This window comes from Actinospongiicola halichondriae (assembly GCF_049103745.1).
GTDB classification, from domain to species: Bacteria; Actinomycetota; Acidimicrobiia; order Acidimicrobiales; family Salinilacustritrichaceae; genus Salinilacustrithrix; species Salinilacustrithrix halichondriae.
Genome location: NZ_CP171622.1, coordinates 3,196,825 through 3,213,814 on the forward strand (window position 1 = coordinate 3,196,825; position 16,990 = coordinate 3,213,814).

Annotated in this window: 16 protein-coding genes; 6 read left to right on the plus strand and 10 right to left on the minus strand. The window is 69.5% G+C overall.

Annotated elements, in window-relative coordinates; genetic code table 11:
• Window positions 1-15: 15 nt before the first annotated feature.
• Complete coding sequence (sucD, locus tag AB8619_RS15740; protein WP_436793582.1) at window positions 16-912, minus strand: succinate--CoA ligase subunit alpha; 897 nt, start codon at window positions 910-912, stop codon at window positions 16-18.
• Between the two features lie 74 nt (window positions 913-986).
• Entirely contained in the window at window positions 987-2,141 is a 1,155-nt protein-coding gene (sucC, locus tag AB8619_RS15745; protein ID WP_436793583.1) for an ADP-forming succinate--CoA ligase subunit beta, read from the minus strand.
• A gap of 117 nt (window positions 2,142-2,258) precedes the next feature.
• Here sucC and AB8619_RS15750 point away from each other — a divergent pair, with 117 nt between their 5' ends.
• Complete coding sequence (locus tag AB8619_RS15750; RefSeq protein WP_436793584.1) at window positions 2,259-2,747, plus strand: hypothetical protein; 489 nt, start codon at window positions 2,259-2,261, stop codon at window positions 2,745-2,747.
• Here AB8619_RS15750 and AB8619_RS15755 read toward each other — a convergent pair.
• Window positions 2,744-4,411 (minus strand): sensor histidine kinase, encoded by a 1,668-nt coding sequence (locus AB8619_RS15755; RefSeq protein WP_436793585.1) that lies wholly within the window; start codon window positions 4,409-4,411, stop codon window positions 2,744-2,746. The two genes, AB8619_RS15750 and AB8619_RS15755, sit on opposite strands and share 4 nt — an antisense overlap.
• On the minus strand, window positions 4,408-6,360 hold the full coding sequence (locus AB8619_RS15760) for an ATP-binding protein (RefSeq protein WP_436793586.1): 1,953 nt from the start codon (window positions 6,358-6,360) through the stop codon (window positions 4,408-4,410). Before AB8619_RS15760 ends, AB8619_RS15755 begins: the two co-directional genes overlap by 4 nt.
• 147 nt (window positions 6,361-6,507) lie before the next feature.
• Here AB8619_RS15760 and AB8619_RS15765 point away from each other — a divergent pair, with 147 nt between their 5' ends.
• Window positions 6,508-6,879, plus strand: a complete 372-nt coding sequence (locus AB8619_RS15765; protein ID WP_436793587.1) for a response regulator transcription factor — start codon at window positions 6,508-6,510, stop codon at window positions 6,877-6,879.
• 13 nt (window positions 6,880-6,892) lie between these two features.
• Here the strand turns inward: AB8619_RS15765 and AB8619_RS15770 are convergent, their stop codons facing one another.
• The 4 genes from AB8619_RS15770 to pcrA form a co-directional block, all read right to left on the minus strand.
• Window positions 6,893-7,267 (minus strand): response regulator, encoded by a 375-nt coding sequence (locus tag AB8619_RS15770; protein WP_436793588.1) that lies wholly within the window; start codon window positions 7,265-7,267, stop codon window positions 6,893-6,895.
• A complete protein-coding gene (locus AB8619_RS15775) occupies window positions 7,267-8,766 on the minus strand; it encodes a class I adenylate-forming enzyme family protein (protein ID WP_436793589.1) in 1,500 nt (499 codons plus the stop codon). Before AB8619_RS15775 ends, AB8619_RS15770 begins: the two co-directional genes overlap by 1 nt.
• Before the next feature lie 76 nt (window positions 8,767-8,842).
• Complete coding sequence (locus AB8619_RS15780; protein WP_436793590.1) at window positions 8,843-9,991, minus strand: adenylate/guanylate cyclase domain-containing protein; 1,149 nt, start codon at window positions 9,989-9,991, stop codon at window positions 8,843-8,845.
• A gap of 52 nt (window positions 9,992-10,043) precedes the next feature.
• Complete coding sequence (pcrA, locus tag AB8619_RS15785; RefSeq protein ID WP_436793591.1) at window positions 10,044-12,377, minus strand: DNA helicase PcrA; 2,334 nt, start codon at window positions 12,375-12,377, stop codon at window positions 10,044-10,046.
• A gap of 67 nt (window positions 12,378-12,444) precedes the next feature.
• Here pcrA and AB8619_RS15790 point away from each other — a divergent pair, with 67 nt between their 5' ends.
• A complete protein-coding gene (locus tag AB8619_RS15790; RefSeq protein ID WP_436793592.1) occupies window positions 12,445-13,329 on the plus strand; it encodes a hypothetical protein in 885 nt (294 codons plus the stop codon).
• Between the two features lie 8 nt (window positions 13,330-13,337).
• On the opposite strand, the gene AB8619_RS15795 is transcribed toward AB8619_RS15790, so the two are convergent.
• The gene (locus AB8619_RS15795) at window positions 13,338-13,964 is read right to left on the minus strand and encodes a hypothetical protein (RefSeq protein ID WP_436793593.1); all 627 of its coding nucleotides are present in this window, start codon (window positions 13,962-13,964) and stop codon (window positions 13,338-13,340) included.
• A gap of 23 nt (window positions 13,965-13,987) precedes the next feature.
• Here AB8619_RS15795 and AB8619_RS15800 point away from each other — a divergent pair, with 23 nt between their 5' ends.
• Entirely contained in the window at window positions 13,988-14,539 is a 552-nt protein-coding gene (locus tag AB8619_RS15800; protein WP_436793594.1) for a PadR family transcriptional regulator, read from the plus strand.
• On the opposite strand, the gene AB8619_RS15805 is transcribed toward AB8619_RS15800, so the two are convergent.
• Entirely contained in the window at window positions 14,536-14,949 is a 414-nt protein-coding gene (locus AB8619_RS15805; protein ID WP_436793595.1) for a limonene-1,2-epoxide hydrolase family protein, read from the minus strand. The two genes, AB8619_RS15800 and AB8619_RS15805, sit on opposite strands and share 4 nt — an antisense overlap.
• Before the next feature lie 29 nt (window positions 14,950-14,978).
• On the opposite strand from AB8619_RS15805, the gene AB8619_RS15810 reads away from it, so the two are divergent.
• Window positions 14,979-15,869 (plus strand): aldo/keto reductase, encoded by an 891-nt coding sequence (locus AB8619_RS15810; RefSeq protein ID WP_436793596.1) that lies wholly within the window; start codon window positions 14,979-14,981, stop codon window positions 15,867-15,869.
• Between the two features lie 2 nt (window positions 15,870-15,871).
• Window positions 15,872-16,720, plus strand: a complete 849-nt coding sequence (locus tag AB8619_RS15815; RefSeq protein ID WP_436793597.1) for an ACT domain-containing protein — start codon at window positions 15,872-15,874, stop codon at window positions 16,718-16,720.
• Window positions 16,721-16,990: the final 270 nt, after the last annotated feature.

Below are 16,990 nucleotides of genomic sequence, written 5' to 3' on the forward strand. Positions count from 1 at the left end.
GGGCACCCGCTCTGCTTACAGGCCCTTCACGACGTCGACCATGAGCTCGCCGGCTTCGGTCGGGTTGTTGCCGACCTTGACGCCGGCGTCCTCGAGGGCCTCACGCTTGGCGGCTGCGGTGCCCTTGCCACCGGAGACGATGGCACCGGCGTGGCCCATCTTCTTGCCGGCCGGGGCGGTGACGCCGGCGACGTAGCTCACGACCGGCTTCGAGACGTTGGCCTTGATGAACTCGGCCGCCTCTTCCTCGGCGCTGCCGCCGATCTCGCCGATCATCATGATCGCCTGGGTCTCGTCGTCGGCCTCGAAGCGCTCGAGGCAGTCGATGAAGCTGGTCCCGGGGACGGGGTCGCCGCCGATGCCGACACAGGTCGACACGCCGATGTCCTTGAGCTTGAGCTCGTAGAGCGCCTGGTAGGTCAGCGTGCCCGAACGGGAGACGATGCCGACATTCGGTCCGCCTTGCACCGGCTCCTTGGCGATCTCGCCGGCGGTGATGCCGATGTTGCACTTGCCGGGGCTGATGATGCCGGGGCAGTTGGGGCCGAGCAGCTGCACGTTCGGGAAGTCGCGCTTGAGCTTGTTGAAGAACCAGGCCTCGTCGTGCGCAGGCACACCCTCGGTGATGCAGACGATGAATTCGACGCCGCCCTCGGCGGCCTCCATCACGGCCGAGCGGACGCCGGCAGCGGGGATGAAGATGCAGCTGGCGGTGGCACCCGTGGCCTCGACGGCCTCGGCGACGCTGGCGTAGATCGGGACGCCGTTGACGTCGGTACCGGCCTTCTTGGGGTGGGTACCGGCGACGACCTTGGTGCCGTACTCGGCGTTGCGAGCGCCGTAGAAGGAGCCCTGCGAGCCGGTGAGGCCCTGGTAGATGACCTTGGTGTTCTCATCGACGAAGATCGCCATGACTCAGGCCTCCCGCCCGTTCGAAAATTCCGTTCCTGAGTCACACGAGGTGTGACGGGGTGACGAGATTTTCCTCATTGGGCGCCCCTTTCCTTGGCGAGGGCGACAACCGTCTCGGCCGCCTCGACCATCGTGGCCTTGCTCTGGAGCATGTCGCTCTCGTGTTCCTTGAGGATCGCCCGGCCTTCGGCGGCGTTCGTGCCGTCGAGGCGGATGACGATGGGGGCGTCGATCTTCACGCGGCCCAGGGCGGTGACGATGCCGTTGGCCACCTCGTCGCCCTTGGTGATGCCACCGAAGATGTTGATGAAGATGCTCTTGACCTTGGGGTCGTTGTTGATCGTCTCGAGTGCCCCGGCCATGACGTCGGCGTTGGCGCCGCCGCCGATGTCGAGGAAGTTGGCCGGCGAACCGCCGACCTGGTTGACGATGTCGACCGTGCTCATGGCCAGCCCGGCGCCGTTGGCGATCACGCCGACGTAGCCGTCGAGACCCACGTACTGGAGGCCCTTGGCGTGGGCGTCCTCCTCACGCTCGTCGCGCACCTGGGTGGCGTCGTAGGCGGCGTAGTCCTCGTGGCGGTAGGTCGAGTTGCCGTCGAGCGTGACCTTGGCGTCGAGGGCGTGCACCTCGCCGGTGGGCTTGAGGATCAGCGGGTTGATCTCGCAGAGATCGGCGTCGCCCTCGGAGTAGGCGGTGTAGAGCTTGGTCAGGATGTCGACCGCGCCCTCGGTGGCTGCGGGGTTCAGCTTCGCTGCTTCGACCCAGGCACGGGCGTCCGCTTCGCTGAGGCCGTCGACCGGGTCGATCCAGATCTTGGCGATGGCGTCGGGGTTCTCCTCGGCCACGGTCTCGATCTCGACGCCACCTTCGGCGCTGAGCATGCCGAGGTGCTTCTTGGCGCTGCGGTCGAGCGTGAACGAGGCGTAGTACTCCTCGGCGATGTCGGAGGCGACCTCGACCCAGATGGTCTTGACGATGTGGCCCTTGATGTCGAGGCCGAGGATGTTCCCGGCGTGCTCGCGGACCTCGTCGACGTTCGCGGCGAGCTTGACGCCACCGGCCTTGCCACGTCCTCCGACGTGGACCTGGGCCTTGACGACGACGGGGTAGCCGACACGTTCGGCGATGGCCACGGCCTCGTCGACGGTGGTGCATGCCTCGCCGTCGGAGACGGGGATGCCGTACTGGGCGAAGAACTGCTTGCCCTGGTATTCGAGGAGATCCATGGGTTCCCTTTGTGCGGTGGTATCCGGCGCTTGGGTCGCGAGCGGGTCGGTGTCGGATACTAGGAGGATGCATACGGTGACCGGCCAATCAGCGCCCGGCCAATCAGGGAGCAACGGATGAGCCCGGTCGCTCGACGACAGGGCGGGGCCCACACCGGACGGGCCGTCCTGGTCGCTGTGCTCGGCGTCGCCATCGCCCTCGGGGTCGCCTTCGGCGTCGCGACGCTCGCCGGCCGCGGCGACGTCGAGGTGCGCCTCGGCGACGACCGCTTCGACGCCGGTGGCGCCGAGAGCCGAGCCGACAGCGTCGACTCCGGGGGCCCGGTGCTCTTCCCCGACGTCGCCAACTTCCAACGGGCGATCTATGTCGACCACAGCGGCGACGACCCGCAGACCGGTTGGATCGCGGTCGGGGCCTTCGTGCCCGACGATCCGACGTGCGTCGTGACGTTCGACGTCGATGCCGACCGCTACGTCTCCGGGTGCGACGAGTCGGTCACGTTCCCTCGCTCGGGGGCCGGACTGCGTCAGTTCCCCACCGAGGTGGTCGACGGCCGCCTCTTCGTGAACCTGCAGGACACCACCGGCAACGACTCCGAGGACTAGCCCAGCTCCGAGGGCACGGAGTCCGAGAGCGGAAGGGACGGGAGCGAGAGGGACGGGAGCGTGACGATGAACGTCGCGCCGGCACCGACGGCCGACCGCACCGTGATGGTGCCCTCGTGCGCCTCGACGATCTGGCGGGCGATGTAGAGGCCCAACCCGGTACCCGAGACGGCGCCGGTCTCTCCCCGGTTGAAGCGATCGAAGATCCGCTCCGCACCTTCCGGGGCCAAGCCGGGACCGTGGTCGCGAACCGACACCACGGTCGTCTCGGCCGTCCGCTCGATGGAGACCTCGAGTGGCTCGGACGACGGCGACAGGCGGGCGGCGTTGTCGAGCAGGTTGCCGAGCACCTGCTGGATCCGGTCGACATCCATCACCACGGGTGCGGCGTCGACGGCGGTGTCGAGGACGACTCGGTGCTCGGGGTACGCATCACGGGCCGCGTCGATCGCGACCCGCACCTCGTGGACCAGGTCGCCGTTCGCCATCGAGAAGGTCATCCGACCGGACTCGACGGCTTCGGAATCGAGGACGTCGCGAGCCAGCGACTGGAGTCGTCGGGCGTTGCTGGCCGAGCGTTCCACGGCACTCCGCCGGGCGGAGTCCGACATCGTGTCCCAGTGGTCGAGGGTGGTCTGGAGGAACCCGAGGACCCCCGACACGGGCGTCCGGAGCTCATGCGAGACGATGCTGATGAACTCCTCCTGCGATGCCGCCAACTGCTGGAGCCGGGCCTGCTCGTCGCGCGCCACCCGGAGTCGATGGGCGAACAGGAGGAACAGACCGAAGCCCAACGCGACGAAGGCGAGCGCCAGCAGCTCGCCGACCGACTGGAGCGGGCCGACGAGCCCGGACTGGAACTCGTCGAGATCTTGACGGAACGCGACTCTCCACCCGGCCGAGGGGACATCCTGGATCACGACGACCTTTCCGTCGTGACTCCTCAGGCCGGGAGCGTCGGTGAGGAGCATCGGATCGGGGACCGTTGCTGCGATGAGGCTCGGGTCGCTCGCGGCGATGACGCTGCCCAGCGAGTCGTAGAAGAGGAACTCCCCGGTCTCACCTCGACCGAGTTCGCCGATCTCCTCGTTGAAGTCGCTGTCGACCGCCACCTCGCTCTCGAAGACGAAGGTCCCTCGCAGTTCGAACGTGACCGGATCGAGGATCGGGATCACGGCGGCGATGGTGGGAAGGTCCGCGGTGACGCCGGGGCTCATCGGGAGATACAGACCCGCACCGCCGCGGAACGACTCGGACCGAAGCACGTCGTCCGTGCCAGGACGTTCGTAGACCTCACCGATGATCGACGGGTCCTCGAGGTTCACGCCCTGGGTGATGCGGAGCGACGGATCGGTGACGATGAAGCCGGTGCGCAGGTCCGGGACGAACTGCAACAGGTCGGTGAGCAACTCCTCGTCGGTGGTGCTGCCGACCTCGAAGTCCCAGGGCTGCCCGGCCAAGCTCGTGCCGCCGGCGAGGCCACTACGGACGCGTTGGTCCTGGCTCCGGGCTGTGGCCGACACCTCCGCCAGCAGCGACCCACGCAATGACTCGACGCCACCCTGGCGTGCGTCCTGCAGCAGGAAGAAGACCAAGGCCCCGACCGCGAGCGTCGAGAACGCAACGACGAACGGAATCCACCGCTGGCGCAGCCACTTGGTCATGACCCCTCGTTCCCTTCCGCCAGCGATGATCGCACACTCCCGGCGACGACGTGCGGGAACCGGCACCGCAGCCGCGCCCCACCGGCAGGGCTGTCCTCGACGTCGATGGTCCCACCCAACTTCCGCACGAACTCCCGGACGACCGAGAGACCGATGCCGACGCCGCGGGTTCGAACCACCTCGTCGCTGCTTCCCCGGTAGAACCGCTCGAACACCCGGTCGCGCTCGCTGACCTCGATCCCCGGTCCCTCGTCATCGACGATCAGTTCGCCGGCACGGCCCACGTGCTGGACGCTCACCACGACTGTCGAGCCCTCGGGCGAGTACTTCACCGCGTTGGCCACCAGGTTGGTCAGCACGCGCTCCACGGCGAGCGAATCCGCGACCACCGGCGGGCCGTCCTCCACGTCGAGGACGATCTCGTTCGAATCCCACGCCGCCCGTTGTCGATCGACGACGGTCGTCACCTCGGCGCCGAGATCGATCGGCCGGGGATCGACGGCCAGGTCGCCGGTCTCGAGCTTGGAGAAGTCGAGGAGGTCGCGCACCAACAGGTCGAGTGCGTGGGCGTTCGCCGCCACCCGCTGCGACATCGAGCGTCGTTCATCCTCGGTCAGCGAATGCCAGTGGGTGTCGAGGATCTGCGCCAGGCCGAGCATCGCCGCCAGCGGCGTCTTGAGCTCGTGAGCCGCGGTCGTGAGGAACACGGTCTTGAGCGAGTCGAGCTCCGACAGCTGGTCCATGGCCACCTGCTGTCGCTCCATCGCCTTGGCCATGACCAGAGCGGAGGTGACCAACTCGGCCGACTCGTGGATCGCGTGCATCTCCGACTCGGTGAGGTCGCGCCCGGTGACGAACCGCAGCTCGGCGACCATGCGCCCACCGCGACTCAACGCGAGCAGCGCGGTGGTCCCCTCATCCAGGGGTCGCGCCAGCCCTGCGTGGACGGCCGCGACGGTCGACGGGCGTTGCCCGAGGCAGAACAGCTCCTGGAATCCTCCGCCGGGTTCTCCCGAGGAGATGGAGACGCCGGCGAGCCCGAACCGGTCTCGGAGCTGGACCGCCAGCGTCGGGAGGACGTCGGACAGGTGCATGCTCCGCTGCAGGATCGGCATGAGGTCGTCGATGACCGAACTCCGCTGGCGCTCCTTGGCGAGGGCGTTCTCGGCCGCCATCCGACCCCGCACCTCGAGGGCGAAGACGGTGAGCACCAGGATGGTCCCCACCACGACGACGGCCAGGATTGCGACGGTCCAGTCGGTCAACCCACCGACCGGCGAGGCCTCGGCGGCGACGACCCAGGTACGGGCGCCCAACTCCACCTCGAGCGAACTCGCCGTGTCGCTCCCGAACTCGCGCGAGCCCCCGAGGCGCGTCGTCCCGTCGAAGACCGCGACCCTTCCGTCCCCCGCGTCGGCCAACGCTGCGTCGACGTCGACTACGCCGGCGAGGAATCCCACGATCGTCTCGCGTCTCGCCTGCGTGGACCGCGGTGCCGGAACCAGTGGAGCCCCGTCGCTGGTCCGGAACATCGGGGCGACGAGGACCGGCACCGCATCTCGCCCGACCGGAGGCGACAACTGCAGCGCACCGGTGTCACGTGCACGCGCGAGCGCCGCCCGAAGCGCCTCGTCGGCGACGATGTCGTCGGCGAGATCGCCGACCGCCACCCGAGGACGATCCGGCTCGGCGATGGCGCTGACCGCCCGGAGTCCCTCGACGGGCGAGACACGGAACGAGGTCGGCGACGTGACCGACGCCTCGAGGTTCTCGAGACCGCGATCGGACGAGGCGAACCATCCTGCGAGTTGCACCGCCACGTCGCCGGCGACCGACGCTGCCTCGGTCTCCGCGCTGGCCTCCCGCCAACCATCGTCAGCTCGCAGCACCGTGCCGAGCAGCGCGAGGAAACCGACCGTCGTGATGGCCGCCATCAGCGCTGGGAGCACGAAGGTTCGTCGGACGATGGTCGTGATGGACTCCTGGGTCGAACCGATGGCCCTCCGACAGGCCTGGTCGGTGAACCCTCGGCGTACCATAGGGCCCCGGTCCGACGTGGCGTCGGCCCTGTGCGGACGAAACCATCGAGGAACGACATGACGAGCCTGCTGATCGCGGACGACGAGGAAGACATGCGTCTGCTCCTCCGAATGGTCATCCGGGTCGCCAACGACGGCCTCGAGGTCACCGGCGAGGCCACCACCGGTAGCGAAGCCGTGCAGCAGGCCTTGGAGGCGACCGCGCCGCACGACGTGATCGTGCTCGACAACCGGATGCCGGTGATGTCCGGGCTCGAAGCCGCCGTCGCGATCCTCGAACGCCGGCCCGACCAGCCGATCATCCTCTACTCGGCCCACCTCGACGACGCCGTCCGAGCCGATGCCGAGGCGGTGGGGATCCGTGCGTGTCTCCGCAAGAGCGAGATCGAACAACTCCCCGAACTGGTCCGCTCGCTCGCTGCCGCCTGAAGGTGTTCAGCGCTCAGCGCTCGCCGACGACGGCGTCCCGCAGCGTCCGCAGGTTCCCCTTCGGCACATAACTCGCACCGGAACGCTCGACCGCGTCGACGATCGCGTGGTCCTGATAGTTCGTGTAGACGATCACCCGCACCGTCGGCTGGTCCCGCGCCACCGATGCCGCGACCTCGGCGCCGGTGAGCCCCGGCGGCATGCGGTGGTCGACCACCAACACATCGGGGACCAGTTCGCGCGTGAGGCGTTGCGCGTCGGCGCCGGTCCGCCCCTGCCCCACCACGTCGTGCCCCTCGAGTCCGAGATCGAGGACGACGAGTTCGAGCGCCGACGGATCGTTGTCGACCACGACGATCCGCAGCGGGGCCGTGACCGAGGTCGACATCACGTGAAGAGCGCGGCGACCTCGCGGCGCTGGATCTTGTTGGTCCCCGTGCGCGGGAAGTCGTCGACCGCGAGGTAGTGGACCGGGATCTTGTAGTGGCTGAGGTGGTTGCGGATCCACGCGTCGAGGTCGGCCGTCACCAGATCATGGCCATCGGCCAGTCGGATCGCGGCGACGGGGACCTCGCCCAGTCGTTCGTCGGGTCGACCCACGACAGCGGCCTCGGCCACGGCCGGATGCTCCTCGAGCACCGCCTCGACCTCGACCGCGTAGACCGAGAAGCCGCCGCGCTTGATGACGTCCTTCTTGCGACCGGCGAAGAGCACCGAGTTGAAGGGGCCCTTCCTCGCGAGGTCTCCCGTGCGGAGCCAACCGTCCCCGTCGAGCACGGCTGCCGTCGCCTCGTCGTCACCCCAGTAGCCCCGGAGGACACCCGGCCCCTTGACCAGCAACTCTCCCGTCTCGCCGGCGCCGGCGTCGTCACCGTTCTCGTCGACGACCTTCATCCGGTAGCCCGGGATCGCGAATCCCACCGAGTCCCCGAGTCCGACGGGCAGGTACGGCGGACTGATCTTGGCAGCCACCCCGCCGCCGGTCTCGACCATGCCGTAGCCCTCGGCGAACACCGCCTGCCCCACGTCACCCAGGCCGGGAACGTGCACCGATGCTCCGAAGCGCTTGAACTCACGAGCCAGTTCCGGCGGCATCACGTCGGCGCCCGAGGCCCACACACGGATGCTGCCGAGGTCTCGTTCGGCCGCGCCCGCCTCGAGCAGGAGGCGGTACATCGTCGGCACGCCGATGAACAGCGAGGCCCGACGATCCTCGATCGCGTCGAGGACCGCTGCCGCGTCGAACCGGCGCAGGAAGTACGCCTCGATCCCGGCGCCCGCCAGACCGAGCAGGGTGGCGAACCCCATGATGTGCGCGACCGGCAGGCTCACGACTGCTTCGTCGTGGCGGAGCGCGCTGGGATAAGCAGCGCTGGCCCGCAGCGCACCCACCAGCGCGTCGTGGGTGAGCGCGACGCCCTTGGGCTTGCCGGTCGTGCCCGAGGTGTAGAAGAGCGCGGCGACGTCGTGACCGGCCGCGCTGACGGATCGCATCACCGGCTCGTGGCCGTCGACCTCGTGCGCCGACCGGATGACGAACGTCGCCCCGGAGTCGGTGACGACGTGATCGATCTCCTCCGGCCGCATGGCGTCGTTGACCGGTGCCGGGATCGCCCCGGCCCTCGACACTGCGAGGCACAGCAGCAGCTGCTCGTAACCGTTGGGCGTCGCCACCACGACGACGTCGCCGGGCGCGGTCCGGGCCGCGACGCCGCCGGCCCAGCGAGCGATGCGCTTGGCGGCCTGGCGGTGGGTGAGCGACAAGCCTCCGCCGGCTTCGGTCACCAGCCGGCGGTTGCCGTGGATCGCAGCGAGACGTTCGACGAGGTTGCCCAGCGTGTGATCGCGCCGGACGAAGAAGAGCAGGCGTTGGGTGGCGCTCCTCATGACGGCGTGCTCCGCATCGCCTCCGGTGTAGTGCACCCGCGGTCACGGGGGCCAACCACGGTCCGGAGTTCCGTCGCTACTCCCAGCGCACGGTGAGGAGATGCCGGGGTCGCGACACGCCCTTGAGACTGTGGATCCCGCGGTCCTCGGTCACGAACGACTGCTCGAGATGGTCGGCCACGTGTTCAGTGACCATGATCTGTTCCGGCTCGGCGGCCGCGGTCACCCGCGAGGCCAGGTTGATCACACTGCCGATGAGGTCGGCCCCGTCGTCGACGACATCACCGCTGTGGACCCCGATCCGGACCGAGGGCGCGAAGCCGGTCTCGTCGCGTTGGCGAGCGAGGCGCCGGTTGATCTCGATGGCGGCCCGGACCGCTCGACTGGGGGCGTCGAACTGGGCGAGCACGCCGTCGCCCGCGGTGTTGACCTCCCAGCCGCCTTCTCGCTCGAAGCACTCACCGAGGACCGTGCGCACCCGGTCACGCACGCGGACCCAGCCGTCGTCGCCGATCGCCTCGTTCAGCCCGGTCGAGCCGACCACGTCCACGAACATCGCCACGACGAATCGCGTCCGCCTCGCGCGGTCGCCGTCGGCGACGTCTGCGGTCCCCGGGCCGCTGGAGCGACCCGACGTCGCCGGCGTGGGCGGAACCGGTGGGACCGGCGGCGCCGGGGGGACGCCGTGACGGGCAGCACGGCGCAGCGCGTGCTCGGCGTGCCGCTCGGCCCGACGGAGCTCCTGCGACCGACGTCGGTCGAGGCGGTCGCGTGACTCCGCCCGCTCCGACGGTTGCCGATTGGCGGCCATGAAGTGCGGTGCGAGGCCGGTGCCCCACGCAGCGCCGACGATCGCGGGCCAGAAGAAGCCGCCGAAGTCCGTCAGCGCCCAGATGACGACCAGGAGCGCCATCGTCGACACGTACACACTCAGGTGGGCCTGGAACCCGCTGTCGCGGAGGGCGGGGAACGGTTGCCGGTCCGGCGACGACGCCGCCGACGGCGGGACCGCCGTGGGTGCCGGGAGGTCGACCGTCAGGTCGGCGAGCTCGGGAAGTGTCCTCGCCTGGTAGACCGCGCCGACGCGCTCCTCGAGTTCGTCGAGGTCGATGATGCCTTCGCCTGCGGCATCGCGCAGTCGGGTGACGACGCGTTGCCGGTCGTCGTCCGACGCGCGTCGCGCCGGGATGTCGGGGAGCGACCCCGGCCCCTCGTTCTCGCTCACGCCGTGGAGTCTGGCATTCCGGACGCGTGCGGTGTGTGGCCTGCGCCGGGCGTCACACCTTCTGGAGCGGGGCCCACGACAGGAGGAGACGCTTCTCGCCGGCGCCGGCGAAGCGGATCGTCGCCTCGGCCTTGTCGCCCTGACCTTCGATGTCGATGATCACGCCGTCACCGAAGGTGGCGTGGGTGACGTCGTCGCCGACCTTGAGCCCGGCCGACTCCGCACCCGTCGTGGGCACCGGCCGGTCACGCGAGGCGAGGGCGTTCTCGACGATCCGGTCGCGGCCGGCGCTCACGTCGGCGCCGATGTCTCGATCGCCACGGCCGAACGTCCGTCCCTCGGTGTCGCCGCCGCCGGCTCGGCGGCCGCGCTGGCTGGAGCGGCCGCTCGCGCCGTAGGTCGACCCGCCCCTGCTCGCTCGCCGACGACCGTTGATCTCGTGCACCAGTTCGACCGGGATCTCGTCGAGGAACCGGCTGGGCGGGTTGTACTGCGTGCCGCCGAAGAGCGTCCGGCTCCAGGCGTGGGTGAGGTGGAGGCGGTGCATCGCCCGCGTGATCCCGACGTAGGCGAGGCGCCGTTCCTCCTCGAGTTCGTCCGGCTCGGTGAGCGTGCGCATGTGCGGGAAGATGCCGTCCTCGAGACCGATGAGGAACACAATCGGGTACTCGAGGCCCTTGGCCGAGTGGAGGGTCATGAGCGTGACCTCGGACTCGTCGTCGTCGAGGTCGTCGGTGTCGGCCACGAGGCTCACCGACTCGAGGAACTCGGCCACGCTCTCGTACTCCTGCGCATTGCCGATCAGCTCCGCCAGGTTCTCCAGCCGCCCCTCGGCCTCGATCGTCCGATCGTTGCGCAGTTCGTCGAGGTAGCCGCTCGTCTCCAGCAGGTGCTCGAGCAGTGGTCCAGGACCGTCGTCGACTCGCGCCGTCGCATCGTCGAGCAGGTCGAGGAACCGAGCGATCCCCTTGACCGCCGTGCCGCTCACGCCGGCGTCGTCCGAGTGTCGGAGCCCGTCGAGGAACGTCATGCCCCGGCCGGTGATCCACTGGTCGATCTTGGCGATGCTGGTGTCGCCGACGCCGCGTTTGGGCTCGTTGACGACGCGCTTGATGCTGACCTCGTCCGACGGGTTGACGACCGCCTTCACGTAGGCCAGCGCGTCCTTCACCTCCCGACGGTCGAAGAACCGGGTCCCGCCGATCACCCGGTAGGGGATGCCGCCACGGGCCAGGTACTCCTCGATGACCCGGGCCTGGGCGTTGGTCCGGTAGAAGACCGCCATGTCGCCCCAGCGATGCTCACCCGAGTCATGGAAGCTGGCGACCTGACGCGAGACCCACTGCGCCTCGTCGTGTTCGTCCTCGGCGTGGAACCGGACGATCGGCTCGCCGGCGCCCTGCTCGGTCCACAGGTCCTTGGGCTTGCGTCCGAGGTTGTTGGCGATGACCGCATTGGCCGCGTCGAGCACGTTCTGGGTCGAGCGGTAGTTCTGCACCAACGGGATGGTCGTGACGTCGGGGAACGCCTTCTCGAAGTCGAGGATGTTGGTGATGTCGGCGCCGCGGAAGCCGTAGACCGACTGGTCACCGTCGCCGACCACCGTGACGTTGCGATGCTCGGACGACAACTGGATGACCAGCTCGTTCTGGACCTTGTTGGTGTCCTGGTACTCGTCGACGAGCACGTGCTGGAACCGCTGGCGGTAGTGGTCGAGCACGGCAGGATGGCGACGGAACAGTTCGGCTGCCTGGAGCAGGATGTCGTCGAAGTCCATCGCGCCGGCCTTCAACAGGCGGGCCTGGTACTCGCGATAGACCTCGGCGAGCTTCTGCTCGGTGAAGCCACGGGCACGATCGGCGTAGTCGTCGACGAGGACGTAGTCGTTCTTGGCGGCGGAGATCTGGGCGTGGACCGACCGGGGCGGCATCTTCTTCGTGTCGAGGTTCATGTCGCGCAGCACGTACCCGGTGAGGCGGCGAGCGTCGGCCTGGTCGTAGATCGTGAACGACGACGGGTAGCCCAGCGCCTCGCCGTCGCGTCGCAGGATGCGCACGCAGGCGGAGTGGAACGTCGACACCCACATCTTGCGGGCCACCGGCCCGACGAGGTCGGCCACGCGACCCTTCATCTCGTCGGCGGCCTTGTTGGTGAACGTGATGGCCAGGATCTCGAACGGGCTGACGTTCCGTTCGCGGATCAGCCAGCCGATCCGGCGGGTCAGGACCCGCGTCTTGCCCGATCCGGCACCGGCCAGCACGAGCAACGGGCCGCCCTCGTGGGTGACCGCTTCCTCCTGCGCCTGGTTCAACCCGTCGAGCAGCGCCTCACCGAAGGGGCCGGGGGTCGCAGGCGCGTCGGCGTCGGGGAACAGCTCATCAGGCACCACGTCGACACTATCGGCGTGGTCCGACACCACTGCTGGCCGACGTTCTTTGCCAGACTCCCCGACCGTGAAGATCCACAAACTCGAGTCCACGGACGCCTTCATCTCCTTCGACCTCGACGATGCGCCGTCGGTGGGGATCACCCGCCTGGCCCGCAAGGTCCTCCAGGACGGCGCGACCCTCCTCGCCCGCTCGACGACGTATTCGTTCGCGAGCTTCGAGATCCAGATGGGCGGCGCATCGGCAGGCATCAACGCCGAGGGCGACGACGTCGACCCGGCCGTCGCGAGCTTCGTCGACGAGGCCAAGGAACTGGTGTCGTCCGGCCGCTGGGCCACCGACCCCGGCCTCGGACTCACCGAGGCCGACCTCGGCGAGCTACGCATCGCCGACCCCCGGCCGGCCGAACTGTGGACCGACGACCATGCAGTGACCCTCGCCGCCGAAGGCGCGGTCGCCGCTGCGGGTGCCCTGCTCGACACCGGCCTGAACGGTGCGACCTGGGCCGTCGAGGGCAAGGGTCCGGTCGTCGAGGCGGCCAAGGTCGCGATGACCCGCGAGGGAGCGGTCGCCGCGCCCGGTGCCGGCGGCGCCGACACCGAGTGCGACGTGCTGTTCCTCGCCGGCAAGACCGGCATGCTCGATCACGACGGCGCTGCCGTGGTGAAGGCGAAGATCGTCGTCCCCCTCACGCCGGTGCCCGTCACCGCTCGTGCCCACGCCGAGCTCTCCAAGGCCGGGCGCATCCACGTCCCCGACTTCCTGGCGATCGCCGCTCCGCTCCTCTTCGCCCACGACGCGTCCGGTGGAGATCCGGTCGAACGAGTCGGCGCCGCGGTCGCCGCCCTCGCCGGCGAGGGCACGGGGCTGTGGATGGCCGCGGTCCAGAAGGCCGAGGCGTACCTGTCGACCTGGCAGGACGAGCTCCCCTTCGGTCGCCCGCTGGCCTGATCCCGGGTTCAGGGGCAGGTGGCTCTGGCCACGCCCTCGACCAGCTCGGGTGCGTCGACGCCGCCACCTGGCGGCCCGAACAGCCCGCGACCCTCGAACCCGCCCGGTCCGACCACGAGGAGCGGATCGTCAGCGGTCGGGTCGCGGAGATCGCTGACCAGGCCGTCCACCTCGAAGCGTTGCGCGACGAGGACCCGATCGGGTGCCTCCGGATCGCCGAAGACGATGGTGATCGTGTCGGTGATCGTGGGCGACGCGCCCTGGCTGCGGAACCGTCGGACGTCGAGGCCGACCTCGGTGCCGTCGGCGTCGATCCCCGTCGCCGTCACGCCCAACAGCTCGGCGGGCACCTCGCCGTCCGCATCGGCATCCGGGGTGTTCGCACACGAGACCACGTCGAGACCGATCTGGTCGACGCCGCCGGATGCATCCGGCAGGAACACCAGCGCAGCGCCCTCGGCGGCACCGATGTCGGGCACGCCGCCGAGGGTGGATGGCGGGGTCGGTGTGACATCGCCCGTGCCGGTCACGACCGGCCCGGCGGACGACGTGTCGACGCCATCGCCGCTGTCGGCTCCTCCACAGGCGGTCAGCGCGAGCGCGATGGCCAGCCCGGCCGCAAACCTCGTCCGCATCGAGCGAACCGTACAGTGGGGCGATGGCCGACGATGCGGGGACCCGGGCGCTGACGCCGACGTCGTACGTCGTCCTCGGGTTGGTCCACACGCTGCAGCCGTGCACCTCCTACGACATGAAGCAGCTGGTGAAGATCTCGATCGGCAACTTCTGGTCGTTCCCGCACAGCCAGCTCTACGCCGAGCCTGCCCGGCTGGTCAGTGACGGGCTGCTGGTCGAGGAGCAGGAGGAGGTCGGCCGCCGCCGTCGCCTCTACCGGCTGACCGATGCCGGCGAATCGGCCTTCCGGGACTGGGCCCGCCTTCCCGCCCAGGAGATCGGCGAACTGCGCGACGAGGGACTGTTGAAGCTGTTCTTCTCCGACACCTCCGATCGAGACGCGGTCGTCGAACTCGCCCACGCGCAGGTCGAGGTGCACGAGGAACGCATCCGAACGCTCACCCGGTTGCGCGACGAGGTCCGCGACGAGGCGGCCCCCGCGCAGCTGGCGACGCTCGAGCTCGGACTGCGGTGGGACAGGACGGCAGCGGACTTCTGGGCCGAGGTGGCCGAGGACCCGCCGGGCATCGACTAGCTCGTCAGCCGCCGGAGGCCCATCGTCATCGCGCTGCGCACACACGCCAGCGTGACGTTGACGAAGTCGAAGTGATCCCGCCAGAGCACGATCCTGCCCTCTCGCACCTCGAAGGTCCCGCAGACCCAGAACTCGGGCCGGAAGCCGCCCCGGCCGATCAGGTCGACCCGCTCGGTCAGGACGATGTCGCCCTCGACCGCGAGGTGGTTGATCCGGCCCTCGAAGTCGTCGCAGTACTTGCCGAGGAACCCCATGGCACGCTCGAACTGGGCACGCCCGCGCACCGCGGGAAGTCCCTTGTTGACATAGAGGATGTCGTCGCTCACCAGGTCGCACGCCGCGACGGTGTCGAGACGCTCGAGCGCCTCGAGGAACGCTCGGACGACGGTCTCGGGACTCTGGTCGGCCATGGCGCGATCGTAGGTCGTACGGTGGACCCATGATCCCGACCCGCCCGTTCGGTGCCACCGGCCACGCGAGCACGAGGGTGGTCTTCGGGGCCGCGGCGCTCGGTGCGATGTCGCAGTCACGTGCCGATGCGACGCTGGCGCTCGTCGCCGATGCCGGCGTCAACCACATCGACACCGCGGCCAGCTACGGCGAGTCCGAGCTCCGACTCGCACCCTGGTTGGCCGACCGTCGATCGTCGGTCTTCCTCGCGACCAAGACGGGCGAACGCTCGGGTGCCGCCGCACGGGCGGAGTTGGAAGCGTCGCTGGCCCGACTGGAGGTCGATCACGTCGACCTGATCCAGTTGCACAACCTGGTCGAGGAGGACGAGTGGCAGACCGCGTTCTCGTCCGGCGGCGTGGTCGAGGCGATGGCCGCCGCCCGGGACGAAGGGCTCGTCCGTCACATCGGCGTCACCGGCCACGGGCTCCGCATCGCAGCGATGCATGCGCGGTCACTCGCCGAGTTCGACTTCGCCTCGGTGCTTCTCCCCTACAGCCCCGTCCTGTTGCGCGACGCCGGGTATGCCGAGGACGTGGCCCGCCTGCGGTCGCTGTGCCGCGAGCGTGCCGTCGCCGTCCAGACGATCAAGGCCATCGCCCGGCGACGGTGGCGGGACGACGACGAAGCGAAGAAGTTCTCGTGGTACGAACCCGTCCGTGACACCGGAGTGATCGAGCGAGCGATGCGCTTCGTCCTCGCCGAGGACGACCTGTTCCTCAACACCTCGAGCGACGCGACCCTCCTGCCGACGGTGCTCGACATCGCCGCTGGACTCGGTGACCCCGTGGCCGCTCCCGACTCGGCTGCGCTCGACGCGGACATCGAGCGCGAGTACATCGAGCCCATCTTCGACGGCGGGGCGCTCGAACGCATCTGACCATGCCCGGCGAACGCGACCTCGACGCCATGTTGCGGGGCCTCTCCCCCGACCTCGACGACACCGAGTACGTCTACGCGGTGGTGCCTGCCGGGTCTCCGATTCCGCCGGTGGAGGCCGTGGTCCGGGTCGAGGAGCCGGAGGGCACGACGCTGGTCGTCCGCGCCGACGACGCGTCGGCGCGCGGCATTCGCCAGGAGTTCGCCTGCCGACGGATCACGCTGCGCATCCACTCCGACCTCGAGGCTGTCGGACTGACCGCTGCGATCTCCCGGGCGCTGGCGACGGAAGGGCTCCCCGCCAACGTCGTCGCCGGCTTTCACCACGACCATGTGTTCGTCCCCGCCGATCGGGCCGACCTCGCCCGCGCCGTGCTCGTCGACCTGACGGCGTCGCCGACGATCCGTCCCGCGTCGTCTTCCGACGAGGAGGACCTGTGGCACCTGCTGCGGTACGCCTCGTGGGCCGACGAGGGCGAGGAGATCCGACAGGCTCCCTACCTCCAGCCCTACGTCGAGGACTGGGGTCGCGCCAGCGACGTCGGAGTGCTCGCTGTCGGCCCGTCGGGGCGGATCGTGGGCGCCGCTTGGGCCCGGCCGCTCACCGACGCCGTGCCCGAGTTGGCCGTCGCCACCGTGCCCTCCCAGCGCGGGTCCGGTCTCGGCACTCGACTGATCGAATCGCTGGTGGCCGAGATGTCCGAACGGTCCCTGCCCGTGCTGCGGCTCGACGTGCGCACCGCCAACCCCGCCATCCGCCTGTACGAACGCCTCGGCTTCGAACGGGTCGGCACGACGACCAACCGGGTGGGCGGTACCTCCATCGTCATGGAGCGATCGATCGCGCCGTAGCGATCGGCGAACGCAACAGGATGTGTCCATGAGCGACCTCGACGCCGTCCTCGCCGCCACCCGCGATATCGGCAGTGAGGTGATGCGGGTGCTGCGACGCAGTGGAGAGGGTCTCCCTCACCCGGTCTGACTCGAAGTATCGGCTGACCGCTTCGGCGTGTCCTCACGTGGCTGCAGTCCCACGGCGACCTGGTCGTGGTCGGAGTGGAGGGCTGCGGGTCGTAGGGCGCGAGCCTCGCCCGTCACCTCACCGCCAAGGGCGTCGAAGTA